Here is a 24,809-nt window from a genome sequence, read left to right as displayed (position 1 = left end):
TTAAGGAATCTCTGCACAAGCATACTTCATCAACACTTCAATTCGCTCACCACGAATGTAATCAAGCGCTTTGCGCTGAATGTCTCTTCTGCCTAGTAAGTAAGCTGCTTCAGCTAAAAACGTGGTCATGCCGGTATACCCGCTTCAGGCGGGTATGACGCCTAACTGAAGATTCTTGCCAATCAGGTTTTTTTATATCCAGGATAAGTTGCGGCAAATAACTTTGTGCATGAGTTATTTCACGGAAAATTCCCCGCGCATTACCGCCCGTTATGTACGTATCTTTCTGTATTTAAAGAAAAATGTTTTGTGGTCTGAATATTGTATGTGGATCACCGTGCTTAGCCATAGGCGTAGTAACGGCTAACACGGTTAGGGACTTCCAATCATTCATACTCGTTTCTGTCGCGGACTTTGCAAACTAAACGCGCCGCGCGGACTAACCGCTTGCGAATACGCGGGAATGACGAATTTTTAGAGGCCCTGAAAATCAAGTTCCCAATGCGCTCTAATTTCAATCAACATAAAGGTTGTAATCGTGAATAAACTAATAAAATCAATCGGCATCGCTGGATTGGCGGGGTGTGCGCTCATTGCCGAGGCCCAAGCAAATACTCTGGAAGTGTCAGGAACCATTTATAAAGTAAGCGGCGGCACTACTTACGATACTTGGAAAATCAATATGCTGAGTGGAGGTACTTTCAAAGTCGATGTGTTGGCTTATGAGGCCACTCAAAAGCAAACATCCACCGCCGGCTACCAGGAAATCGACCTGAACAACGACGGTGAAATTACTTTTCTGGACCCGGATACGTATATCTACCGCGATGACGGCTTGCTGGATGCCGGCGATATGTTGGCGCGTTGCGACGATTCCGACGGCAATCACTGCCCCGATAGCAGTAATCAGCCTATTTTGACTAACACCGACGGTTCGGCGGACGGTTCGATTTTCTTGCGCGATCCGGCGTTTAACGTAAGCTTGCAGGCCGGCAATTATTTATATCTGGTGGCCGATTACACCTTATCGACCAGTGAAGCTGTCGCGGGTATCAATACTAACGATAACTTGACCTTACCGACTGGGCTCCCAACCCGCGATCACGGCGACTATCGGCTCACCTTGAGCTCCGATACCCTGAATTTTTCTCTGGCGGGCAATACCATCACCGTCTCGCAAGTGCCGGTTCCCGGTGCTGTCTGGTTATTCGGCAGTGCGCTGGCCGGATTGGCGACAGTAGGGCGGCGTAAGATCGCGGCGGTTTGATCTTGGAGCAGCGGGAAGCTTCGGTTTCCCGCTGTTTTATGATCTGGTATCACGCCAAAACTAGCGAACTCCTTACTCGCTGCTGTTCCGAAATTTCCCTGAAAGCCTTTGTTTACGGCAAACCTGACCATGCGTTGCTTAGGTCTCTATCTGGAATCTAATATCTTAATATCAGATATTTAATTCTAAATATATCGTTTTTGTTGGTTACTGGCTTTGCGTAGCATACGCAACGTGGTCAAACAAGGCCCAGCTTGCCGCAAACAGACCGATAACCTATTTTCAGGAGCACCCATGACATTCTCAAAATCAGTAAAGCCTTTACTCTTCGGAATCGCCTTGGCCCTCAGCGGCAACGCGCTGGCCGAACGCACCCTGCTAAACGTCTCCTACGACCCGACTCGCGAGTTGTATAAAGAATATAACCAACTGTTTAGCCAATACTGGAAAACCAAAACCGGCGAAGACGTTACCATCCAACAATCGCATGGTGGCGGCGGCAAACAAACCCGCGCCGTGATCGATGGTCTGGAAGCCGATGTGGTGACCTTGGCCCTGTCCGGCGACATCGATCAAATCCACGAGAAAGCCAACTTGTTGCCAAAAGACTGGCAAAGCAAATTGCCTAACAACAGCTTGCCTTATACCTCGACTATCGTGTTCCTGGTGCGCAAGGGCAACCCCAAAGCCATTAAAAACTGGGACGATTTGGTCAAAGACGGCGTCTCCGTCGTCACCCCCAACCCGAAAACCTCCGGCGGCGCCCGCTACAACTACCTAGCGGCTTGGGCGTTCGCGGAAAAGAAAAACGGCAGCAAGGACGCCGCCAAGGCTTTCGTGGAGAAGCTGTTTAAAAACGTGCCGGTACTGGACTCCGGTGCGCGCGGCTCCACCACCACCTTTGCCGAACGGGAAATCGGCGACGTGCTGATTACCTGGGAAAACGAAGCCTATCTGGTGTTGAAGGAATTCGGCGCCGATAAATTCGAAGTCGTCACCCCGCCGTTCAGCATCCTGGCCGAGCCGCCGGTGGCCGTGATCGAAGCGGTGGCGAAAAAGAACGGCACCCAAGACCTGGCGACCGAGTACCTGAAATATCTCTACACCAAAGAGGCCCAGGAGATCATCGCCAAAAACTTCTACCGGCCGACCGACAAGGATATTGCGGCTAAGTACGCCAAACAATTCCCCAATTTGGAGTTGGTCAGCGTCGCGCAACTAGGCGGCTGGAGTGCGATACAAAAACAACACTTCGACGATAACGGCGTGTTCGACAAGATTTATGGGCGCTGAGAGCGCTTGGGCAGAGGAGGGTGTAGCCATGGTGGAAAATACCATCGAATTGCTCCGTGACGATCTGGAACGGGCTTTGTATCTGGATCTGGACGAGTTCAAACTGGAAATCCAGCAACAGGAAGTTTTGAGCCGGTTTATCGGCCTGAAATTGCGCAGCGAGTTTCAACCGGTATTCGATGCCGGAAAATCCCAGGGACTGCTGGGCTACGAAGCCTTGCTGCGCACGTCCACCGGCTTGGAAGCCGTGAGTCCGGACTTTGCGTTTAGTTGGGCGGATAACCAGGGCAAGCTGGTGAAGCTGGATAGGGTGGCTAGAACCCTGCACATGCTTAACTATCTGAATCTGCCGGCGGAAAAGGGCTTGCTGTTTTTAAACGTACACCCCAAATTGCTGGTTAGCGTGAATACGCATGGCAAGGTGTTCGAACACATTCTGCATCTGCATTCGGTGCCGACCACAAACGTCGTGCTCGAGATTATGGAAAACGCAGTGGAAGCCGATCAACAGTTGCTCGAAGCGGTGGACAATTATCGTGATCGCGGCTTTCAGGTGGCTATCGATAATTTCGGTAGCCGGCATTCCAATCTGGACCGCTTGTGGCGTTTATCGCCCAGCTTTGTGAAGCTGGATTTAAGCATCATCCATCAGGCGCAAACCGACGCCAAAATCCGCCGAGTACTGCCGAAATTAATCGAAATTATCCAGGCCTTGGGCGCGCAAGCGATTATCGAAGGCATCGAAAACGAAGTGCAACTGGATATTGCCTTGGATGCCGGCGGCAAATTGCTGCAAGGTTATTTCCTGGGACGGCCGGCGGCGGCCGGACACTGGCAAAAACCCAGTGCGGTGGTACAAGACAATCCTTTAATGCCCGGTGCGCCGCAGCATTTTGGTAGTTTCAGCGTCCCGGCCCAGCATGGTATGTGACATGCGATGACTGTAAGATAATTTGATGATTTACCGATGACTCGGTGAGATGTGCTCTCCTGTGGCAATCCTGCTAACCCCGCCGTTTCGGCGGGCTTTTTTTAGCGGTTGAATTTGGATTAAAAGCCTGTCCGTTTAGTATCCGTAACTTAAATTGCGGATTTTTTTCAGCTCGCCGTCTTCAAATTCCAATAGCTGCTGAAACTTGCGTGGCCCGAAATTGTAAATCCATTCTTCTATCAGTACTTCTTCAAACTGATCTATCTCCAATGCGCCATAGGGATGCCGCAAGCGGCTGCCACGGATCGCTCTGCGCTGTTCGACGGAATCCGGCTCCCCGCATTTTTCCAAGACCTCGGATTTATAGTCGCCAACTTGGACCAGCTTATGCCCGCAGCGTAGCGCGAATGCATCCCCGGCAAACGCCAGCAGGCCTAATGTCAACAGTATGCCTCTGATTGGCGGACTAGCCATTAAGGACTTACCGTATAACTTTGCGAGTAGCTGCCGCCCTTGCTGCAAACATTCCGGCTGGTGGGCGATTCGCAGGACACATCGGTAAATTCGGCTTTTAACTCGCCGGCCTTTTCCGGTACAAAGTAGAAGCGGAAATTCGGGTCGGCGCTGATCGCAATATCGATCTTCGCGTTGAGTACGGGCTTGCCGTTAAACGTCACTTTCAGTTGATCGATGAAATGCGATTTTCTGATGAATCGGGTCATTTGATCCATCTGCATACCCGTGAGGTTGGGGTGGCTGATCATCAATTGCGTCAAGGCGGGTTGACCGCTTTGCACACCGTCGTCGAGCCGAAACTTAACCTTGCCCAGCCGCTTCATGGCTTCATCCAAGTCCGCGCCGATCGGTGCCGAGCAGCCGCCGCTGGCTTTCACGAATTTTTTGGTCATGCTGAACTTGCCGTCATTGGTTTCGGCCACCGCACGAATGTCGCTATAGGTATTGACGCGCACGCGCAAAGCCAAGTCGGCTTTGCCGCTCTCTGGAAAGAACTCGAATTCGCCGACAAACGGAAACGGGTTTTTATCGACAAACAGCCAGATTTTTTTGATGTATTTATCTTTGCTTTGCGGAAACTTGCTGGTGACTTTAACCGGCACAATCGCCGGATCTTCGGCCCGATAAGGGGCATCCAATTCGATAACGGCATTGGATTCCTCGATATTTTTACCGGCGAAAAACTGGCTTTTCAAAACCGTGTTCCAGGTAATGTCATCGCCTTCCGCGGCAGCGGTCGCGGGCAAAATCATTAAAGCCAACAGATAAATAACGTTGTAAGTTTTTTGCATGCTTTTACTCTCCTCTGTTTAATCTTCCCATTCCAGCTCGGCAAACGCGATGGTGACGTTTTTGCGGTGGAATTGTTCAAATAATTGCCAATTTTTTTTGGCCGGCAAGCCGACGCTATTCAACGCTTGCTCCAAGGTTTTACCTTGCTTAATCATTGCCCTAACTTCGGTTGCCAAGCCAGTCAAATAGGCTTTTTGCGGTTGCAGACTTGCCGGCCAATCTTTTACCAAATGACCGTGGCCGGGCACGACTAATTTGTAGTGATTTTTCTCCAAGCGCCCCATCTCGCCCAACCAGCCTTTGATGCTGCCGTCTATCACCGGAATATGCTCTAAAAACAACAGATCGGCTAGCCAGATAGTCTCGGTAGCTTTGTCGTAAACGCTCAAATCGTTATCGGTGTGCGTGCTCGGATGCGCTGTCAGCAGCAGTTCGCGATTACCCAGGTTCAAAGTCATGGTGTCGTTCACTTCTATATCGGGCGGAATAATATTGTCTTGATTGACCTGAATATCCAGCAATTCCGCAGCGCGTCCGAGGTAATGGTCGCCGCGCGTGGCCATCGCGCGCGCCAGCTTATGATGGCCGACAAACTGCACGCCTGGTTCCTTGAAAGCAATATTGCCGTAGATATGGTCGGGATGCACATGGGTATTGATCACATAACAAACCGGTTTAGCGGTCACCTGCTTGATGGTATTTCGCAATGCGACTCCCTGCTGCGGACTACCGCCGCTATCGATCACAGCCACGCAGCGCTCGCCGACAATAAAGCCGATATTGGCAATCTCGCCGTGATTGTCCCGATCCGGCCAATGATGTGCGGAGGTATGCAGATAGATGCCCGGCGCCACTTGACTGAAAGACAGCGGCGGCAAAGCCATACTGCTGTAACTGGTCAATAGGCCCATTAACAACAACACAAACTTCATTCAGGCGACTCCTATGCGGCGATGCGTTTGAAAAACTCGGTTTCGGAGATAATATCTTGGTTATTTTCAACCCTATCCAGATACACCAATCCCAATAAATGATCGAACTCGTGTTGGAATACTCGGGCCGGAAAATCCTGCAAATCTAAGCGGCAGATTTCGCCTTGCTGATCTTGATATTGCACTTGGATAGCCTGGTAACGCGGCACAAGCGCCCGGATACCCGGTACGCTTAAACAGCCTTCCCAATCTTTATGTAAAGTGCTGTCAACAATTTCGAAACTTGGATTTACCATCAGAATCGGCGACATGTCCGGGGCATGCGGATAACGGGCTGTCGGCCGGGAAGCGATGATCAAAATTTGCCAGGAAGCGCCCAATTGCGGGGAGGCTATGCCGACACCATTGGCCTCCAGCATAGTCTCGTGCATGGTTTCAATCAGTTTATGGAACTCCGGGCAGGCAAAGTCGTCAACAGGCTGCGCCTGCCGCCGCAATACCTCGGCCCCCAGTTGGAATATGGTTGTTGTTGAAGTCATGGCTACAGTGGTTATCGCATCGGCAGGTTGCGGAAAATTGACGTTTCGGGCGCAAGTATACTGCCGATTGACAGAATCTTCCCGCCTTTACTTTGCAAGGCTTTTTTGTGATATTAGCGACAGGCCCATTGCCGAAAATGCAGGGTTCTGGTTGCAAACCATTTATTAGAACAATTCGTTTTTTCCACAGGAGATAGTATGAAGAAAATTAACAAAACCCCATTTGCCATTGCAATCGGCGCATCCCTGTTGCCAACGCTGGCCGGCAATATTGCCCAAGCTGATAGCAATCCATTTGCATTGTCTGAGTTGAGCTCAGGTTATATGCTGACAGCCGAAGCCAAACCAGAAGCGGGTGCCGATAAAATGAAAGACGGTTCTTGCGGGGAAGGGAAATGCGGCGCTGCTATGATGAAAAAAAGCACTGATAGCAAAGCCGCTACCGAAGGCAAGTGCGCTGGTAACAAACCGGCTGCTCCAGCCGCCGACAAAGCCGCTGACGGCAAAAAAATGGAAGGAAACTGCGGCGCTAATATGAAATAAGCGCCGACGACGCCGGCTTTATCCAGATAGGAAAGCCGGCGTTTCTATACGCTAAACCGAAAAACTCTCCCCGCAACCGCAGGTGCCTTTTACATTGGGGTTATTGAATTTAAAGGCCTCGTTAAATCCTTCCTTGGCATAATCCAGCTCAATGCCGCTCAATTTATCCAGATCAGCCTGTTTCACCAGCACTTTTACATCGTATTGGTCGAACACTACCTCATCGGCTTCGGCTTGATCGGCATAATCCAATACATAAGCATACCCTGAGCATCCCGAGGTTTTAACGCCCAATCTCAAACCTAAGCCTGTTCCGCGCTTTTGTAACTGTTTTTGGATTTGCCTGGCGGCACTTTCGGTAACGGTAATAGCCATTGCTAATTCTCCTAACTAATTTGCTATCGATGCTTTTAAGACATCGACGAATTGATCGACTTCGGTTTCGTTATTATCTTTACCCAAGCTGACGCGGATGGCTGACCGGGCCAAAGAAGCTTCCACACCCATGGCTGTTAACACCGGGCTGATTTCGCCTGAAGACGCGGAACAGGCCGAGCCGCTGGAAACCGCGACATTTCGCTGATCCAACTGCATTAACAGCATTTCGCCGCTAATGCCGGGAATACCAAACTGCACGGTATTCGGCAGTCTTTTGACTTGTTCAGCAAAGATCACCAAGCCTGGAATTGAGCGTAGGGCCTGCTCCAAGCGCATTCTCAGCGCCAGCATGCGAGCTTCCCTTAAGCCTAATTCCATCTTAGCCAATTCGGCCGCTTTGCCAAAACCCACTATCGCCGCCACATTTTCCGTACCGGCCCGTGAGCCATGCTCCTGATCGCCCCCGCGCAGCCAGGGCTTTAAAACAAAATCTTCCGCGACTACCAACGCACCGCAGCCTTTTGGTCCGTATATTTTGTGACTGGATAAACTCATCAATTTAACGCCCAGTTCTCTGAGCGAAAATGGTATTTTACCCAAGGCCTGGACTGCATCGGTATGCAGGTTGACACCGCGCTCAGCCAATCGTTCGGCGATGCCCGCAACGTCCTGAACGACGCCGGTTTCATTGTTCGCCAACATCACCGATGCCATGTCGCCGGCTTGCCAATTTGCTTTATCCAACGCGAGTAATGGCACACTTCCGGTGCTATCTACCTCAAGCGTTTGCAAATCGCGAAAACACTGCCGGTAGTGCGCGGCGTTCTCGAAAATAGAGGGATGTTCGATAGCCGAAATTGCCAGCCCCAAGCTCCGGGCGTTGGCTAGCGCCAAAGCATTAGCTTCAGTGCCGCCGCTGGTAAACACTATCTGCGCTCCCGGCGCATCAATTAGTCCTGAGATTTGCTCCCTGGCGGTATCGATGGCGCTGCGGGCTATGCGGCCCAGCTTATACAGACTGGATGGATTGCCGTACATGCCATGCAAATACGGCATCATTGCTTCCACCACCCGCTCATCGCAGCGGGTGGTGGCGTTATGATCCAGATAGATCATTAAGCGATGCGTTTTTCCTGCCGGGGTTGCATTTCGATGACATGCTCCACATGTTTACTCTGTCTTTTGGCCACGTCACTGACAAAATCGCGTTCCAGCAATTGTCCAAGACTAATTTCTTTTAAGTACGCGCGAATTTGCTCGCTCAAGCCCATCCACAAATCATGCGTCAGACAAGGTTCATCGTTATGGCAATTAGCTTTGCCACCGCATTTGGTGGAATCGACCGGCTCGTCGACTGCTTCGATAATGTCGGCAATATTAATATCTCGGGCGCTACGGCTGAGCGTATAACCGCCACCAGGTCCTCGGACGCCTTTCACCATGCCGGCCTTGCGCAAACGAGCAAACAATTGTTCAAGATAAGACAAGGAAATGGTTTGCCGTGTCGCAATGTCAGTCAAAGTTACCGGGTTGGATTGACTGTGAAAAGCCAAATCCAGCATCGCGGTGACCGCGTAACGCCCTTTTGTGGTAAGCCGCATCTCAAACCCCTTACAAACTAATGAAAATAATGCTGACTATAAATAAACCCAGTAATTTGGTCAAGTATTTACAGCTGTCTAAGCTCTCGCATTCCACCTTGGTAAATACGCCGTTATTGAAATCGCTTCTTTGCTACGAGCTGGTAGCTATAGGGCATAAAGTCATCTTGCTGGCTAATGCCATTAATTCCTTTCGCAAACAAGTTGACCAGTAAAATAATGATCGGTGCCAATACAGAAAAAATCACGGCTGGTTTTTTTTGAGCGATCCATCCGAAGACAACTTTGGTAATGGCGATATTCGTCAGCAAAGCCGCTGTTTCAATCGGCACGCCTTGAGCATTGCAACGCTCAATGTCCAAACCATGTTTATTCGCGAGCGCGGCAAAACCATAGTGGGTCAATCGCGAATAGTCTCTGGGTTCGTCGTGCAAGGGGTACAAGAACGGAATTTGAACTATCAAACTGCCACCCGGCCTTAACACCCGACTAATTTCGCAAAGAGCATCTTCGGCGGAAGGCAAATGCTCCAGCACATCCAATAGCAGTACCACATCGATAGCTGAGGTTTGTATTGGCAAATGACAAGCATCACCAAAAACATCAGGTACCGAGCCATACCAATCGGTAGCTGTTTCGAAATAGTCCAAACCTATGTAATTACAATTTTCCGGTAACAACTGACGAGGCCATTTGTTAAAGCAGCCTACGTCGAGTACGGTCTTGTCGCTACCAATGGATTTAATGTACTCGGCAGTTTTATTCTTGCTTTGCGTTAACAACCATTGGGGGTGAAAAGGTGTGTTCAGCAGCGGCTTGAGGAGGTTTTTAAATGCTCTGATATTCACGAATGTTCACCAGTAATTTTTTGATTTGTGAACATTACCCAAGAGACATGCCCACACCATCTCATAGCTATTGCTTATCCTTAATTTCACAGTCGTCCAATGCCGGCATGGCTTGGCGATGGCAATTGATGCCGGCATCGTTCAATACCTGTTGCATATCGGCTATTTGCTTATCGAGCTGATGGATGTGATCAAGCATCAGGTTGATGGCATTGGCTATGGGATCCGGCATATCGCTAGTGGCGCCATATGCATCAAAACCGATTTTCTGCGCCATTGCATCGCGCCGCGCTTTTTCTTGCTTGGCTTTCGCATCGACGATATGCGCGGGAATGCCGACTACCGTCACACCCATGGGCACCGATTTCACCACCACCGAATTGGAACCGACTCGCGCGCCATCGCCGATTTCAATCGGCCCCAGTACCTTGGCTCCGGCGCCTATCACCACGCCGTTGCCTAATGTGGGATGGCGCTTGCCTTTGTTCCAACTGGTACCACCTAAGGTCACGCCGTGATATAGCGTGCAATCGTCGCCAATCACCGCCGTTTCGCCGATCACCACGCCCATACCATGATCGATAAAAAACCGCCGGCCGATTTGCGCGCCGGGATGTATTTCGATGCCGGTCAGCCAGCGGCCCAAGAACGATACATAACGGCCTGCCCATCTGAAGCCGCGTAACCACAACCAATGACTGCAATGGTGAATTAGTACTGCGTGAAACCCAGGATAGGTCGTTATCACTTCAAAAGCCGACTGCGCGGCCGGGTCTCGGGCAAATACGCAGTTAATGTCTTCTTTGAGTCTGGCCAGCATGGCGTTATTCGGCGTTATGATTTTGCGAGAAGCGCAGAATGCCTCTCAGGATATCCAACTCTTTGGTATCGAGCTGGGTCCGGTTAAAGATACGCCGCAAACGACGCATGATTGACTTAGAGCGCTCCGGGTGCAGGAAGCCAATATCCGCCATAGTCTGCTGGAGGTGTGTATAAAAGGCTTCCATTTGTTCGGCCGTCGCCAAAGGCTCTTCGCCGATATCGCCCACCTTGCTGACCATCTCCTGGCCGGACGCGACGAACAATTCGTAGCACACCACTTGCACTGCTGCTGCCAAGTTCAGCGAGCTATATTCTGCATTGCAGGGTATCCGCAACAGATAATGACATAAGTCCAATTCATGGTTTTTTAAACCGGAGTTTTCACGGCCGAATACCAAGGCTATATTTTGCTTTGGTAATGCACCCACCCATTTTTCGGCTGTTTGCCTGACAGTCAAACTTGGCCAACTGATGGTTCTATCGCGCGCACTAGACCCCAATACAATCCGGCAATCGGCAATAGCATCTGGCAAGGAATCGAAGACAGTCGCCGTTCTAAGCAGATCGTCGGCCCCGGACGCTCTGGCAGTGGCATCGGCATGCGGAAAGCTCTTTGGAGAAACCAAGCGCAGTTGATCCATCTGCATATTTTTCATGGCTCTAGCCACCGCGCCGATGTTGCCGGGATGGGAAGTTTCCACTAAAACCACTTTAAAATGTGATAGCAATGCCCGGCCTCTGCGGCTAAAAAAGCAGCGATTCTAGCAAAATTTGCTATCCTATCCGAGTTTTCTAACTGCTCATTTTCAATTCGATCTATGCACCCGATGCTAAATATTGCCGTCCGCGCAGCGCGGAACGCCGGCGACCTAATCCAACGCTCTTCACAAAATATCGAGAAACTCACCATCGATCAAAAAAGCCGTAACGACTACGCCTCCGAAGTTGATCGGGCCGCCGAGCAGGAAATTATCAAAGTCATTCGGGCCGCGTTTCCCGACCATGGCATTCTGGCCGAGGAAAGCGGTGAACATAAAGGTAACGACTACACCTGGATAGTCGACCCTCTGGATGGCACCACTAATTTTTTACACGGATTTCCGCAGTATGCCGTGTCTATTGCGCTAAAAAACAAGAACAAACTGGAATTGGGCGTGATTTACGACCCCAGCCGCGACGAACTATTCACTGCCGAACGCGGTGGCGGGGCAATGCTGAACAATCGCAAAATCCGGGTTACCAAACAAAGCAGCATGCGTGGCGCCCTGATCGGCACCGGCTTTCCGTTTAAAACCATGGAAAATATCGAGCCCTATTTAGGCATGTTTAAAGCAGTCTGTGCCGACTCAGCTGGCATCCGCCGCGCCGGAGCCGCCGCACTGGATATGGCCTATGTGGCCTGCGGCCGTCTGGATGCGTATTGGGAAATCGGCGTCAAGGAATGGGATATTGCCGCCGGGGTATTGTTAGTGCAGGAAGCCGGCGGTGTCGCCACGGATTTTTCCTTTAATGACAAATACTTACAGTCCGGCAACATTATCGTTGGCAACCCCAAAATGCATCAATTGATGTATCACGCCATCGAGCCGCATGTACCGGCGCGCTTAAAATAAAGCTCAATTCGGCATTTAGCCTAGAATTGTTATCGTCTTGCCTTTTCTTTTATACTTACCGGCTAATCAAATTATAAGAGGCCATCATGGAAAAACCCTTTATCCTGCACATGCTGACTACAGCCAAGAATTTAAGCCCGTTCGACGTCAATATGGCGATGGACGCAGGCTGGATTTCAGCAATCCCCTATATCAACGTTGAACCCAGCGAAGTCAGGGGCTTGGTCCAAGATGCCATTTTCTCGCGTAGCCCCAAAGGCTTGTTGCGCACCGCTATTTTCATCGGTGGCAGGGAGACCAAGCAAGCAATGGATATGTTGAAAATGGCAAAGAATTCCATGGTACCGCCTTTCGAAGTATCGGTATTCGCCGATCCTAGCGGTGCATTCACCACAGCGGCGGGCATGGTTGCTGCTGTAGAGAAAGAACTGGCTGAAAAATTCGATACCACGCTGGAAGGTAAAAACGTTATCGCCCTGGGCGGTACCGGTCCGGTCGGTCAAGCGGCTGCGGTGATTGCCGCTCAAGCGGGCGCTAAAGTCAGAATCATCGGCAGACAATTGGATAAAGCGGAACGCACCGCAGAGCTATGCAGCGAAGAATTTGGCGATGGCAAAATCACGGTGCTGGCAGGCGCCGACGCCGATAAAGCCGAATACATGAAAACCGCCGATGTTGTTTTCGCAACGGGTGCGGCGGGCATTGAATTGCTTAGCACCGAAATAATTGCCAAAGCTGCGCAATTGAAAGTAGCCGCCGACGTAAACGCGGTACCGCCTGCCGGTATTGCTGGGGTTGATGCATTCGATAACGGCAAGCCTTTAGCCGGATCTACCAGTGGTGCGGTAGGCATAGGCGCATTGGCGATAGGCAATATCAAATACCAAGCGCAAAGCCGTCTGCTGAAAAGAATGTTGGAAAGCGATCAACCGCTATTTTTGCATTTCGAACACGCTTTTGAAGTCGCTCGCGAATTCATCAAATCGTCTAAGTAATTAGCTAAGCTCCCCAAAGTCTGCCTATCACAGAGGGTAAGGTAAAAATGGCAAAACGCAGCATACTTCACATGTTCGACCCAATGCCAAACAATAGTCCGTTTGACATTAACATGGCACTCGACGCAGGCTTTGATGTACTGATGCCGTATTCCAACGTCAAACTGGAGAGCATTCACAATTTGACCCAAGATGCGATTTTTTCGCGTAGTCCGTCGGCTAGTAAAAAAACCGCGATATTTATCGGCGGCAGAGATATGGGTATGGCTATCGACATGTTGCAGGCCACCAAACCGGCCATGGTGCCGCCGTTTGAGGTTTCAGTATTTGCCGATCCCAGTGGAGCTTGTACCACAGCGGCAGCCTTAGTAGCCTGCGTGGAAAAAGCGCTGAAAGAACATCATGGCAAGGAATTGAGGGGCTGCAAGGCGGTTGTTTTCGGCGGCACCGGTCCGGTCGGTATCGCCACCGGCGTGATAGCGTCCTTGCAAGGCGCAGAAACAATTTTGGTGGATCATCTATCAATAGATTCGGCTAAAGACGCGGCCAAACAATACAACCGGCGCTTTGGCGCCAGCATGACTGGCGGTGTTGCCCATAATGACGAAGAAAAAGCAGCGTTAATAGCCGATGCAGACGTGGTATTTTGCACCGCAAAAGCCGGTATCCGCGTCATCAATGCCGCAGTGCTTGCGCAAGCCAAGCAATTGAAAGTGGCCGGCGACGTCAATGCGGTACCGCCATCCGGCATAGAAGGCATTGCATTAAACGATTTATCGGCGCCGTTAACCTTGGCGAATCAGTCCACTAATGCCGTTGGGGTTGGCGCGCTGGCGATAGGTAATGTTAAATACCAGTTACAACACGAATTGTTAAAAATGATGCTGGAAGCTGAGAAACCGGTATTTCTGGATTTTCGGGAAGCGTTTACCAAAGCTCGCACCTTGGTTTAAGTATTTCAGGGATGTTTGTTAGCCGAACACGCATCCCTGCTATTTAAAGGGCATCCAAATAATTAAATTTGACCGCCAGCCTGGTTAATTCCACATCGTTTTTTATATTCAACTTGCGATACAAGCGATAGCGATAAGTATTGATGGTCTTATCGCTCAGTTGCAAGGCTTCCGACATTTCCTGAATACTCTTGCCACACAAGATCAAACGCACCACTTCAGCCTCGCGCTGGGAAAGCTGTAAAAAAGGCGAAACATCCGCGCCGGGCAAAAACTGAAAAGCCAAATTACTGGCCACATCCTGGCACAAATAGCGCTTGCCGGAAATTACCGATTTAATTGCCGCGACCATTTCGCTGACCGGCGAAGCCTTGGATACAAAGCCGACAACACCCAGTTTCAGCAACTGTTGCGGTATGGGGCCGTCGTTATGCACCGATAAGGCGATGATTTTAATCGTGGGCCGCGATTGCAGTATGCGCCGGCATGCTTCAAATCCGCCTATGCCAGGCATATTAATATCCATCAAAATGACATCGGGCGGCTCTTGCTCGGCAATGCGCAACGCTTCCTCGCCACAATTACAGACGGCGACCACAACGATATCCTTTTCAGCTGCCAACAAAGCTTCTATGCCGCTCCTAACAAGCTCATGATCATCAACTAGCAGTACTTTAATCATAACTTCCTTTTTATCGGTCTTCTATCCAGCCAAGTTTCCCAAATTTCATCAACAACAGCAACGCTAAAAGTTAGTAGGATAGACCCAAATGGCGTCGTTGATTCGTGGTTTTAGCGTTTAGCCGTTAAAATAGCGGTTTTGATAAACCAACCTCAGGGCCAATATGCGCACTTCCCAATTTCCTCTTAGTACCGTCAAAGAAATACCGGCCGACGCCGAAATAGCCAGTCACAAACTAATGATACGCGCCGGCTTGATCCGCAAACTCGCCGCCGGGGTGTATACCTGGCTGCCGCTGGGTTTGCGGGTATTACGTAAAGTGGAGCACATTGTTCGCGAGGAAATGAATAAAGCCGGTGGTTTGGAAGTACTGATGCCGGCATTGCAACCCGCCGAGTTATGGCAGGAAACCGGGCGTTGGGAAAAATACGGACCGGAATTGGCGCGACTGAAAGACCGTCACGACCGCGAATTTTGTCTGGGCCCGACGCACGAGGAAATTATCACCGATCTCGCTCGTCATGAATTGAAAAGCTACAAACAGTTGCCTATCACGTATTACCAAATTCAAAGCAAATTTCGCGACGAGATCCGTCCGCGTTTCGGTGTGATGCGTTCGCGCGAGTTCATCATGAAAGACGCGTATTCGTTCCATCTCGATCAGGAATCGCTACAAGCGACCTACGACGTAATGTACCAAGCCTACACCAATATTTTTAACCGCTTTGGCTTGAAATTTCGGGCAGTGATAGCCGACTCCGGCTCAATTGGCGGCGCGGTTTCCCATGAGTTCCACGTACTGGCCGAATCCGGCGAAGATGCGATAGCCTTTTCCACCGCCAGCGATTACGCCGCGAATGTCGAAAAAGCCGAAGCCTTAATGCCGGAGGGGACAAGCGCTGAGCCGACCCAAAGCAAAGCGTTGGTTGATACGCCAAATCAGCACAGCATCGAAGACGTCAGCGGCTTTTTTAAGGTCGATGCCAAGCAATGTCTGAAAACCTTGATCGTCAGGGGCGAGAACGATAGCTTGGTTGCGCTGTTACTGCGTGGCGATCACGAATTAAACCCGATTAAAGCCGAAAAAATCGACGGTGTACTGTCGCCACTGCAATTTGCCAGCGATGAAGAAATTCTCGGCGCCTGCCACTGCAAACCCGGCTCGATAGGTCCTATCGGCCTGAGCATAAAGATAGTCGCTGATCGTAGCGCGACCTTGATGTCCGATTTTATTTGCGGCGCCAACCAAGACGGCAAACATTATCAAGGGGTCAATTGGCAACGCGACTTAGAATTGCCGGAGCATATTGCAGACTTGCGCATGGTGATCGAAGGCGACCCGAGTCCGGACGGCAAAGGACAAATTACCATTGCTAGAGGCATCGAAGTGGGCCATATTTTTCAGCTGGGCACGAAATACAGCGAAGCGATGAACGCCGCCATTGTTAACGAAGCCGGAAAAAACCAAATCATGATCATGGGCTGCTATGGCATTGGTATCTCGCGAGTGGTCGCGGCGGCTATAGAACAAGGTCATGATGAGCGCGGCATTATCTGGCCCAACGAACTGGCGCCTTTTCAAGTGGCTATTTGCCCGATGAATATGCATAAGTCCGATCGCTTGATCGATACGGTCGAGAAAATCTATAAGGATTTAACGGATGCCGGCATCGAAGTATTACTGGACGACAGAAAAGTTCGTGCGGGATTTATGTTCTCGGACATGGAATTGATCGGCATTCCGCACCGGATTGTAATCGGTGACCGCGGCCTGGATAGCGGCACTGTCGAATATCAAGGCCGAATGGATAAAGAAAGCCAAAATGTTGAGTTTGGCAATCTAGTCAGCTTTATTAAAGACAAGCTTGCTTAGTGTTCATTAGATTTTAAGCCGACGAAAAAGGGCGCAAATTGCGCCCTTTTTATTTACTGTACTAGACGCTTGTTAGCGTACCAGAGTAAACATGGATTTTACCGCGCCGCATTTAGGGCAACCCCAATCTTCCGGTACGTCTTCCCAGCGAGTACCGGGCGCGACGCCGTTGCGTGGATCGCCCAATTGCTCGTCGTAAATGTGGCCGCAGGTTTTACATTTGTATTTTCTATACTCTGCCATGGATTGATTCCTCGAATTGTAATCACGGTTTAAAGAAAGCCCGGCGATTGTAGCTGATGCTCTGTGCACAAAAAACCACGAAGATTTGGAGGGGATTGTTTGGGATACCTGAAAGTCGTCCGGCCGGGTTTAATTGGTCTATCCTTAAAACGACTTAATTGCATGATTTTTATAGATAAATATCATTTTTACCCTGTTCAGTACTTGGCCGATTCAGAGCGTGCCCCATGATGGGATGGTCTTCATTCTGTCGTATTCGCAATGATCTTATGAATTCGTTTGGTGCTAATGCCGATGATGACCAAAATAAACGGAATCGATACACCCTCCACCAGCTCGGCATCAACATGCCATCCTAAACTGTGCAACGCTTCGGCGATTTTGCCGATTAGGCTCGCAGCATAATAGGTGATGGCTACCATCGAAATGCCTTCAACCATTTGTTGCATGCGCAACTGCATTTTTGCGCGCAGGGCCATGGACGATAGCAAGCCCTGATTCTGCCGCTCGATAATAATGTCCACTTTGGTACGCAACAACTGGCTGGCATTGCTAACACGTTCGGAAACGAGTGTGAAGCGGTGGGATACGGAGTTGCAGGTATGCATCGCCGGCTCCATCCGCCGTTTCATGAATTCGCCCAAGGTTTGAATGCCTTGAATCCGCACTTCGCGTAAGTCTTCCAGACGTTGGCCGACCAATTGATAGTATGCGCTGGCTGCGGCAAAGCGAAATTGATGCGTGGAAATATTGTTCTCCACTTCAGCCGCCAACGCCGTTAACTCATCCAGTAGCTTGGCGTCATCGTTATCCGGCTGGGTCATCGAATTGGTGATGGTATACAGCTGCCGATCAGCCTTTTTTAATTCCGGATACAGTTTGCGCGCGATAGGAAACGCCAACAGCGCCATCACCCTATAAACTTCAATATCGAACAAGCGATGTAACAAGCGCCCGGCCTGCGCGGTTCTTAAGTTTTGATTCACCACCAAAAAACGGCTAAAGCCATCGACATGAATCCGAAAATCGGTAAACACGGCCGCCGCACCGCCGGTTACTTTTGAGCCGACGATTGGGTTGCCGGCAAAGTAGGTGGTTAGTGGCGATAAATCCATTTCGTCTTGGTAATTAACGTCTGCCGCCGACACGACGCTGGCGTGAGCGGCAACGATCACTCTTCCGCTGATCTGTGATAACCAATCGACCGGGACTTTTTTTAAAGCAGGGTCTGCAAACGGCTCCGCGGCGGTGTCGTAGGCATAAAAGCTATAGGTGCTGAATTCGCCGTGTTGCTCCCAGCTCATTTGAAATGCGTCGAAGCTGGCGCTAAAGTGATCGGCATCTTGGTCGGGCGGCGTAGTTCCAAACCGCTCGCAGAGCGCTTTCAAATGCCGACGTTCCTGCATTTTCTCGTCGCTTGATAGCGATAACGCCAAGTAACTGGCCCTAACCGGCAAGCTGAGAATAGACGAGGCCCTAGCATGCACTTCGTTGTGCAAGATAAACCGTTGCGGATGATTTTCGGGGATCTGAAATAAGGTGGTCACGAGTAAATTGGGTGGCATTAGAGGTTAGCGTCTATAGCGTTTACCGGTGAATATAACGTAGAGAGGGGTAGGTTGCTACTGCCTATGTGAAAGCGCGCTATGGGCGATGAAAAACCCTAGTGTTTGCCTTGCTGGCGTTCCTATTCAAGTTTGTTGATGAAGCGGGTTGTGCCGAGCAAGTTTTTGATTTGATATAGGCATATCGATCTTGCCAAGCCTAGCGCTTCCGGCGCAGACCGTTTTTTTGTTGTCCCGCCGATTCATCGGTTTAACTAATCGGTTGCGGCTTTTATGTCCGCCGCTGTGCATTACTCCAATTTGGTAAATTTGCTCACAAAGCTGATTTGGCAGTTTTGACCTGTTATCCCAGACGCAAAGCTCCTTTGGTGACGTAAGTAAGAGTCGTACATTGCACAGCCATCATGCGAATGAAAGTTTATAAAAGGGTCGTAGCCTTTTTGGGAAAAAAAGGAATGACAGAGCTGCTGAGACAATGTCAGTTGATTTTGGGGTTTAATTGGTTTTTCCATGTTGTTCTCCAATGATTTGCAGTCGAGATACCATACGCTTTCTAGCAAAAAGCTTCTGTGAAACGCGGTTCGTAGTTAAAAATATTTTGTGTTTTTATCAAAAAAATGGCGAGAAATCAGCCTGAGTCACTAAAGCTGAATTTTTTGTTTTACAGGGCAGCTGGATCCACACACCAAAACCGTTAAATTGTGTACGTTTCCCCCAGTTGTCAGGCGATTCCAGGTGTTTTTATGGCTGTCGGGAAAATCCTAAAAGTGCCAAAAATAAGCAGAGCAAGCAAGATTTCAACCTGGATTGAGTGGCAAGTCTATGCGGTTTGATTGTCAGCAAGCTTCTCCTTTGTAAGTAATCCTTGTGGCAAAATGTCGGCAAAAGCAAATTAGAAATGTGACAGAGTGCTATAATCACAGAAACCCGTTGGTCACTAGCCTTCGGAATCATCACTATCCGAATGATGTTGAATCAGGAGATTATGGATGCTGAGACATAATTTAGAAAATCAAGACAATAAGCAAGACGACGTCGAGCTGTCTCGACGCAGCTTCTTTGGGCGTCTGGCTGTTGGTGCTGTTTTATCTATTGCAATGCCCGGCGTAGTTCATGCTGCGAAAAGCGTAGCGGTAAAAGCAGACAAAAATCATCGATTGGCGAAGTCGGCAAGGAGCGCAGTGCGCTTACCTAAACATGGAGCCATTCAGGCGACCAAGGCCAAGGCTGTTCGTCAACCTGCCAAATTAAATAAAAGCGCTGGTGGCAACAATCTTAAACCCGTTTCTGGCGAGCATGGGCACTTACATACAGCCCATGCGGAGCGACACATCCAGCATGACTCTCGCGTGAGAGATATTTACACAGGCAAAAAGCAGCACGTAAACACTGCCTCCTACCGTGCTAATCGTCATGGTAATCAGGGCGGTAGAGCGCAGTCGATTATTCAACCGGCGCCAAGAGAAGCATTCATGGAGCCAAGCCAAGACTCGCTGTTCTTGGCTGATCACGGTCGTTTTGCGACTCATCGGGCCTTGGCGTTTCAAAATCCGCACACTGGGGACAAATTGAGTCTGACCTATTTTGAAAGAGGCCGTTACCTTAGCGATGCGTTGAATGAAATCAGCTTTTTGTTGCGCGATTATCGCACCGACGATGTGCATCCTATCGATCCGGAATTACTGGATCAATTACACGATTTGAAACAAATCTTGGGATTAAATCAACCGTTTGATGTTATCTGCGGTTATCGTTCGCCATTGACCAACGCTAAATTGCATGCCGAGAATTCCGGTGTTGCCAATAACAGTTTCCACATGCATGGTCGCGCGGTGGATATTCGCATTGAGCGTTTTGATCTTCGGCGTATTCATAGTGCGGCGCTGGCTATGCACCGTGGTGGAGTGGGTTATTACCCTGACTCGAACTTTATCCACCTGGATACCGGCACCTTCAGAACCTGGAAATTGTAGAGTCGTCCACTCATAAAAAAAGCGCCATTTGCGGCGCTTTTTTTATGCCTGCTCGATTTTGCGGCTTATGGATTGGTGCCGACGTCCGTACTTTTACTCATCACCAATTGATTATTCGGAGTCGAACTGGCCGTCGTCGGCGCATGGATTTTGTTCAAGGCCTTCTTCAGTTGCTCGTCCTGTCCGTAGACGTCCGGGTAGAAACGTAACTGGTTTTGGTGATCGACAAATGTCGTGCCGTAGTAAAACAGCACCGGTACCGCGCGCTTTAGCGTGACATGGCGGGTTTTGGGTGCCGACATCGCTTGTTTGATGGATTCTTTATCCCAACCGGCCTGGTCGCCCAGCACGAATTGTGCTAGTTGCTCGGGCGCCGATACCCGCACGCAACCATGGCTTAAATCGCGACGTGGGCGGTTAAACGCGGCGTGACCTGGGGTGTCGTGTAAATACACGTCCGCAGTATTTGGAAAGACGAATTTAACGCGGCCCAGCGGGTTTTTCTTGCCCGGGCGCTGGCGCGCGCGCAAATAGCTGCCGCCGCCTTTTTCTTCGCTGTTTTGGTGTCTTACCAGTTCTATGTCCTGGCTGGCTAAATAGCCTTCGTTGTTTGCCGCTTTGGGTAGAATTTCCTTCTCATAAATGGTTTTTGGAATGTTCCAGTAAGGCATAAATTCCAGATATTTCATTTCTTCCCAAAGTACCGGTGTTTGGTTGCTCTGGGATTTGCCTACTACCACTTTCATATTTAGCGGATTGGGATCGTCAATTGAATTGAAGGCCCATAACTCAAAGGCCGGGATATTAACCACAATCATTGGTCCGTCGGTAGTGTCCGGAATCCAGCGCGCGCGCTCCATGGCCAACGCGATTTGGGCGATTTTTTCGCTCGAAGATTGATTGAATAATGCAGCAGTTGCCGAGCCAATCACGCCATCGGCCGTTAAACCTTGCTGTTGCTGGACTTTTTTCACAGCAGCAACCAAATCGTTGTCGTAAGTTTTACTATCCGCGGCATTATTGTCCAGTAGGCCCATGTCCCGCAGCCGTTGACGCAGATAAACGATATGCGGATGCTTATCACCGGGACGCAGCATTTTGCCTGGCTTGAATTCCTGCGACCCCGTTTGATTCCCCAACTGCTGCAAGCGGGTCAAAATTTGTTTGAGTTGCTGGTATTGCTTGGCTTTAGGCTCAAACTGCCCGACCACCTCGGTCAACGTTTGCGATGCCAAGTGTTGTTTCAACAAACCGGCCAAATCCAAAGCGGGTTTGGGGGCAATATGTACCGGATACTCAACATCGCGGGGATCTACTTGGCCTTGCCGCAAATCGTGCAGATAACGTACCAAGGACACGGTCAAAGCCACATCGTAACCCGCAACGGCAGTGTTATCCTGATTTGGGCTGCTGATCAGCTGTTTCAGGCGGTCAACGTCATAATTGGCCGGATTCAACGCATCGTTGGATGCATTGTTTAATATGCTCAGCAAGTCGTTTAGGTTTTTTTCCGAGCGATTAGCGGTAAACCAGATCGGTTGAAATTGGGTGTTCAGATAGATTTGGCTAACAAGCTCGCTAACGCGGCTAAAATCGGCGCGCAACAACAGTGGATGTTGTTTACTGAGCAGAATGGCGCCAATCGGGTTGTCGGCGGGAATAGGATTAACGATCTCGGAAACGCTGTTTATCGAAGGTAGGCTGGTTTCCGGCGCTACAGCAGGCATATCTGCGCTCAATGCCTGCTCTGTTCCGGCATAATAAATACAGGCCGCCAACGCTAACCGAGCATACCTATGGCGCGAATCTTTTTGGGCGTGCGATTTAGTTATCATGGTTACACGAATAGGGTTCGAATTTGAAGTTTATCGTATGCTCCACGGTTAAGACAGACCGCCAAGCCAATCAATATAATATTAGTCTAATTGTACCCTGTTATGACAACAATTGACGCGGAAAGCTTGGCAAGGCTTTATCTGTTGAGTTTCTGGAGTTAATTACAGAGTATGTCATTTCTCCGGCGACTGTAACTGCCCAACCTTAAACAATGGCCAATCGGATGAGTTGGGCGGCCATTCAAGTTCAATAGCGCCGGTTTATTCTCCTCAAAATCTATATCTGCTTTAAGTTTCAAAAGACAATTTATCGGCAAATACTGTCTGCCAGTCATGACTGAATTTCTCAACGGCTGCGTCGGTGGCTGGAGTAGTCAAGATTTGCTGGGCAATATCCAGCGGCAAGGTTACGGCGCCAACGCCTAGTTTTAGTACTTGTAATACCTGATTAACGTTTTTGAAGCTGGCAACCAAAAGTTTGCCGGGCAATTGGTAGCGGTCGATCAAGGCTTGCAGATCGGCGACTACAGCAATGCCGTCAAAGCCTTGATTGTCGATGCGGTTGAGATACGGAGCCAGGTAGTCCGCACCATGCAACGCCGCAAGCATTCCTTGCTGGACATTGTAAATTGCTGTAGCCAATAGCGGGATATTATTCTTCTTCAGCTGTTTGATAGCAGTTAAGCCTGTGGTATGCGCGGGTATTTTGACGATAATGTCGAACGGCAATTCCTGGAGTTTGCGCGCTTCCGCGATGATTCCGTCAACCGAGTTATTAACCACTTGCACATGAAACCGCGCTTGCGGGCCGATGATGTCTGTCAGCGCCGTTAACAGTTCCTGTAGTCCGATACCGCTAGCCGCCATAATCGACGGATTGGTGGTAACGCCCGCCAAGGGCAAAGCTGGGCAAAGATTTTTGATGCCGGCAATGTCGGCGCTGTCTAAATATATTTCTAACATGGAACCAGGATTGTGATTTTGCTGATAAAGGCGACCAGTATAACCAGTGCTGTTAGATGGCTTTAGAAAATTACCTCGGTAAAGCGCGCGTTTGGGGTCAGTACTTGCAGTTTTGCCAGTTGATCCAGCGCGATTTTCCCATTGGGGTTTTGGTCCAACAACAGAATTTCGCGCTTTTCTTCGGTCACGATATTCAGTGCCCGGCCCTCGACGATTTTTTTGTCCTTTAAGGTCAATCTAACCTGATAGCCGTAAAGACAGGCAATTTCGATATAGTCGTGCAAATCGCAAGCGATACGGCATTCGCTCATGGCTATCTCCCCTTGAGTTTTTTGCTGATCGATCTTACCCTCGGCGTTTCTGATTGCCAATCATGTGGGGCAAATTACTTTGGATAGCGATTCATCTTCAAGACGCTTGGCGTCTATCGACATCTTGCGCGGCCTGGTCATGGTGTTGATGACACTGGATCATACCCGCGATTTTTTCAGCGACAGTCATTTCAGCCCGACCAATCTGGATAAGACTTCAGTGGCCTTGTTTCTGACCCGCTGGATCACGCATTTCTGCGCTCCGGTGTTTGTGTTTTTGGCCGGCACCAGCGCCTATCTGTGGCAGAGTCGCCGGGGAGCGGATGCGCCGTTGAGCCGGTTTTTGCTGGAGCGTGGTCTGTTGCTGCTGGTTTTGACGTGCACAGTGGAAGCCTACGCATGGAATTTTCGCGCCGATCTACGGCACATTGATGGCGGCGTGTTATGGGCAATTGCCTGGTCGATGATCGCGCTGGCCGGGCTGGTGAAGTTACCGCTGGGTTGGTGTGTGGCGCTGGGTGCGACGATGATAGCGGGGCATAACGCCTTCGATGCACTCAAGCCTGCCGACTTGGGTGGTTTTGGTCCTTGGTGGGCAATACTGCATACGGGTGATGACGTGGCATTCGGCGACGGTTGGTTACTTAATCCCTACTACCCGCTGATTCCGTGGATAGGCGTGATGGCGGTTGGCTTCGGTTTTGGAAAAGTATTGACTAACAACGTCTGGCGCATGCCGCGCCGGCTTTTTACTTTCGGTCTAACGCTGTTAGGGATGTTTTTGGCTTTGCGTTTCAGTAACGTTTACGGAGATCCCAAGCCATGGCAAAGCTATCCGGACCCGGTATTTACCGTATTATCCTTTATCAACTGTCATAAATATCCGCCGTCCTTGTTGTATCTGTTAATGACCTTGGGACCGGCGCTGCTGGTCTTGGCGCTGGCCGAGGGCAAGGCGGCGGAACGCTTCGGTTTTTTGCAAGTATTCGGCAGGACCCCGCTGTTCTTTTATCTGCTGCACTTGTACCTGATTCATGGTCTGGCAGTATTGATGGTTGCCATTACCGACGGACCGGTGGCCGCAATAATCGGCGGCGGTATTTGGTCGCCGGAATTACCGCAAGACTACGGCTATGGTTTGCCGGTGGTTTATAGCATTTGGCTGTTTATGGTGCTAACGCTGTTTCCCATCTGCCAGGGCTTTGAAACCTTAAAAGCTCGCAAGCCGCATTGGCGCTGGCTCAAATACCTGTAAATCGTATGGAGTGTTTTCCTTGGAAGCCGGCGCGCAACCAGTGGCGGCAGCTTTACTTTTTGATGTGAATGCAATAGTTTGCAAGC

The 24,809-nt window shown here is 50.0% G+C and carries 27 protein-coding genes; 10 read left to right on the top strand and 17 right to left on the bottom strand.

Features of this window, described 5'->3' with window-relative positions; genetic code table 11:
• Window positions 1-129 (bottom strand): hypothetical protein, encoded by a 129-nt coding sequence (locus A1332_RS26270; RefSeq protein WP_269454638.1) that lies wholly within the window; start codon window positions 127-129, stop codon window positions 1-3.
• Between the two features lie 409 nt (window positions 130-538).
• Between A1332_RS26270 and A1332_RS25910 the strand changes: the two genes are divergently transcribed.
• The 3 genes from A1332_RS25910 (at window position 539) to A1332_RS04845 (ending at window position 3,491) form a co-directional block, all read left to right on the top strand.
• A complete protein-coding gene (locus tag A1332_RS25910; protein WP_064007425.1) occupies window positions 539-1,267 on the top strand; it encodes a VPLPA-CTERM sorting domain-containing protein in 729 nt (242 codons plus the stop codon).
• Between the two features lie 294 nt (window positions 1,268-1,561).
• Window positions 1,562-2,560: a sulfate ABC transporter substrate-binding protein gene (locus A1332_RS04850; RefSeq protein ID WP_064007424.1), complete on the top strand. Its 999-nt coding sequence runs from the start codon at window positions 1,562-1,564 to the stop codon at window positions 2,558-2,560.
• A 28-nt stretch (window positions 2,561-2,588) separates the two neighbouring features.
• Window positions 2,589-3,491 carry an EAL domain-containing protein gene (locus A1332_RS04845; protein WP_064007423.1) on the top strand — a complete coding sequence of 301 codons (903 nt, stop codon included), beginning with the start codon at window positions 2,589-2,591 and terminating at the stop codon, window positions 3,489-3,491.
• A 135-nt stretch (window positions 3,492-3,626) separates the two neighbouring features.
• Here A1332_RS04845 and A1332_RS04840 read toward each other — a convergent pair whose 3' ends face one another.
• The 4 genes from A1332_RS04840 to def are packed head-to-tail and all read right to left on the bottom strand — an operon-like array spanning window position 3,627 to window position 6,270.
• Window positions 3,627-3,965: a DUF2845 domain-containing protein gene (locus A1332_RS04840; protein WP_064007422.1), complete on the bottom strand. Its 339-nt coding sequence runs from the start codon at window positions 3,963-3,965 to the stop codon at window positions 3,627-3,629.
• Window positions 3,965-4,798, bottom strand: a complete 834-nt coding sequence (locus tag A1332_RS04835; protein WP_064007421.1) for a quinoprotein dehydrogenase-associated SoxYZ-like carrier — start codon at window positions 4,796-4,798, stop codon at window positions 3,965-3,967. The genes A1332_RS04840 and A1332_RS04835 overlap by 1 nt, the downstream gene beginning before the upstream one ends.
• An 18-nt stretch (window positions 4,799-4,816) precedes the next feature.
• Window positions 4,817-5,731 (bottom strand): quinoprotein relay system zinc metallohydrolase 2, encoded by a 915-nt coding sequence (locus A1332_RS04830; protein WP_064007420.1) that lies wholly within the window; start codon window positions 5,729-5,731, stop codon window positions 4,817-4,819.
• Between the two features lie 11 nt (window positions 5,732-5,742).
• The gene (gene def, locus A1332_RS04825) at window positions 5,743-6,270 is read right to left on the bottom strand and encodes a peptide deformylase (protein WP_064007419.1); all 528 of its coding nucleotides are present in this window, start codon (window positions 6,268-6,270) and stop codon (window positions 5,743-5,745) included.
• Window positions 6,271-6,468: 198 nt separating this feature from the next.
• On the opposite strand from def, the gene A1332_RS04820 reads away from it, so the two are divergent.
• Window positions 6,469-6,813: a hypothetical protein gene (locus tag A1332_RS04820; RefSeq protein WP_064007418.1), complete on the top strand. Its 345-nt coding sequence runs from the start codon at window positions 6,469-6,471 to the stop codon at window positions 6,811-6,813.
• Window positions 6,814-6,864: 51 nt separating this feature from the next.
• Here A1332_RS04820 and A1332_RS04815 read toward each other — a convergent pair whose 3' ends face one another.
• The 6 genes from A1332_RS04815 to A1332_RS04790 all read right to left on the bottom strand — a co-directional run bounded on the left by A1332_RS04815 (window position 6,865) and on the right by A1332_RS04790 (window position 11,190).
• Window positions 6,865-7,188, bottom strand: coding sequence for a HesB/IscA family protein (locus A1332_RS04815; RefSeq protein WP_064007417.1), 324 nt, complete (start codon window positions 7,186-7,188; stop codon window positions 6,865-6,867).
• A 15-nt stretch (window positions 7,189-7,203) separates the two neighbouring features.
• A complete protein-coding gene (locus A1332_RS04810) occupies window positions 7,204-8,307 on the bottom strand; it encodes a cysteine desulfurase family protein (RefSeq protein ID WP_064007416.1) in 1,104 nt (367 codons plus the stop codon).
• A complete protein-coding gene (gene iscR / locus A1332_RS04805; protein ID WP_064007415.1) occupies window positions 8,307-8,792 on the bottom strand; it encodes a Fe-S cluster assembly transcriptional regulator IscR in 486 nt (161 codons plus the stop codon). Before iscR ends, A1332_RS04810 begins: the two co-directional genes overlap by 1 nt.
• Window positions 8,793-8,905: 113 nt before the next feature.
• Entirely contained in the window at window positions 8,906-9,640 is a 735-nt protein-coding gene (locus tag A1332_RS04800) for a class I SAM-dependent methyltransferase (RefSeq protein ID WP_082879533.1), read from the bottom strand.
• Window positions 9,641-9,707: 67 nt separating this feature from the next.
• Window positions 9,708-10,460 (bottom strand): serine O-acetyltransferase, encoded by a 753-nt coding sequence (cysE, locus tag A1332_RS04795; RefSeq protein WP_064007413.1) that lies wholly within the window; start codon window positions 10,458-10,460, stop codon window positions 9,708-9,710.
• A 4-nt stretch (window positions 10,461-10,464) separates the two neighbouring features.
• Window positions 10,465-11,190 carry an RNA methyltransferase gene (locus A1332_RS04790; protein WP_064007412.1) on the bottom strand — a complete coding sequence of 242 codons (726 nt, stop codon included), beginning with the start codon at window positions 11,188-11,190 and terminating at the stop codon, window positions 10,465-10,467.
• A 90-nt stretch (window positions 11,191-11,280) separates the two neighbouring features.
• Here A1332_RS04790 and A1332_RS04785 point away from each other — a divergent pair, with 90 nt between their 5' ends.
• From A1332_RS04785 to A1332_RS04775, 3 genes are all read left to right on the top strand, one after another.
• Window positions 11,281-12,075 (top strand): inositol monophosphatase family protein, encoded by a 795-nt coding sequence (locus A1332_RS04785; RefSeq protein WP_020485389.1) that lies wholly within the window; start codon window positions 11,281-11,283, stop codon window positions 12,073-12,075.
• Between the two features lie 86 nt (window positions 12,076-12,161).
• Complete coding sequence (locus A1332_RS04780; RefSeq protein ID WP_064007411.1) at window positions 12,162-13,070, top strand: NAD(P)-dependent methylenetetrahydromethanopterin dehydrogenase; 909 nt, start codon at window positions 12,162-12,164, stop codon at window positions 13,068-13,070.
• A 47-nt stretch (window positions 13,071-13,117) separates the two neighbouring features.
• Entirely contained in the window at window positions 13,118-14,023 is a 906-nt protein-coding gene (locus A1332_RS04775; RefSeq protein ID WP_064007410.1) for an NAD(P)-dependent methylenetetrahydromethanopterin dehydrogenase, read from the top strand.
• A gap of 43 nt (window positions 14,024-14,066) precedes the next feature.
• Here A1332_RS04775 and A1332_RS04770 read toward each other — a convergent pair whose 3' ends face one another.
• The gene (locus tag A1332_RS04770; RefSeq protein WP_064007409.1) at window positions 14,067-14,705 is read right to left on the bottom strand and encodes a response regulator; all 639 of its coding nucleotides are present in this window, start codon (window positions 14,703-14,705) and stop codon (window positions 14,067-14,069) included.
• 163 nt (window positions 14,706-14,868) lie between these two features.
• On the opposite strand from A1332_RS04770, the gene A1332_RS04765 reads away from it, so the two are divergent.
• Window positions 14,869-16,578 (top strand): proline--tRNA ligase, encoded by a 1,710-nt coding sequence (locus tag A1332_RS04765; protein WP_064007408.1) that lies wholly within the window; start codon window positions 14,869-14,871, stop codon window positions 16,576-16,578.
• Window positions 16,579-16,650: 72 nt separating this feature from the next.
• Here the strand turns inward: A1332_RS04765 and A1332_RS04760 are convergent, their stop codons facing one another.
• Window positions 16,651-16,821 (bottom strand): rubredoxin, encoded by a 171-nt coding sequence (locus tag A1332_RS04760; RefSeq protein WP_020485394.1) that lies wholly within the window; start codon window positions 16,819-16,821, stop codon window positions 16,651-16,653.
• A 242-nt stretch (window positions 16,822-17,063) separates the two neighbouring features.
• Window positions 17,064-18,386 carry a DUF3422 family protein gene (locus A1332_RS04755; protein ID WP_064007407.1) on the bottom strand — a complete coding sequence of 441 codons (1,323 nt, stop codon included), beginning with the start codon at window positions 18,384-18,386 and terminating at the stop codon, window positions 17,064-17,066.
• Window positions 18,387-19,375: 989 nt separating this feature from the next.
• Between A1332_RS04755 and A1332_RS04750 the strand changes: the two genes are divergently transcribed.
• Window positions 19,376-20,359, top strand: a complete 984-nt coding sequence (locus A1332_RS04750; RefSeq protein WP_064007406.1) for a YcbK family protein — start codon at window positions 19,376-19,378, stop codon at window positions 20,357-20,359.
• A gap of 65 nt (window positions 20,360-20,424) precedes the next feature.
• On the opposite strand, the gene A1332_RS04745 is transcribed toward A1332_RS04750, so the two are convergent.
• The 3 genes from A1332_RS04745 to A1332_RS04735 form a co-directional block, all read right to left on the bottom strand.
• On the bottom strand, window positions 20,425-22,194 hold the full coding sequence (locus A1332_RS04745; RefSeq protein WP_231890211.1) for a L,D-transpeptidase family protein: 1,770 nt from the start codon (window positions 22,192-22,194) through the stop codon (window positions 20,425-20,427).
• 288 nt (window positions 22,195-22,482) lie between these two features.
• Window positions 22,483-23,157, bottom strand: a complete 675-nt coding sequence (locus A1332_RS04740) for a transaldolase family protein (RefSeq protein WP_064007404.1) — start codon at window positions 23,155-23,157, stop codon at window positions 22,483-22,485.
• 62 nt (window positions 23,158-23,219) lie between these two features.
• Window positions 23,220-23,468: a Rho-binding antiterminator gene (locus A1332_RS04735; protein WP_064007403.1), complete on the bottom strand. Its 249-nt coding sequence runs from the start codon at window positions 23,466-23,468 to the stop codon at window positions 23,220-23,222.
• 79 nt (window positions 23,469-23,547) lie between these two features.
• Here A1332_RS04735 and A1332_RS04730 point away from each other — a divergent pair, with 79 nt between their 5' ends.
• Entirely contained in the window at window positions 23,548-24,723 is a 1,176-nt protein-coding gene (locus A1332_RS04730; RefSeq protein ID WP_064007483.1) for a DUF1624 domain-containing protein, read from the top strand.
• The last annotated feature ends 86 nt before the right edge of the window (window positions 24,724-24,809 follow it).

It is taken from the genome of Methylomonas methanica (genome assembly GCF_001644035.1).
GTDB classification, from domain to species: domain Bacteria; phylum Pseudomonadota; class Gammaproteobacteria; order Methylococcales; family Methylomonadaceae; genus Methylomonas; species Methylomonas methanica_A.
This window is presented reverse-complemented; position numbering and strand designations above follow the sequence as displayed.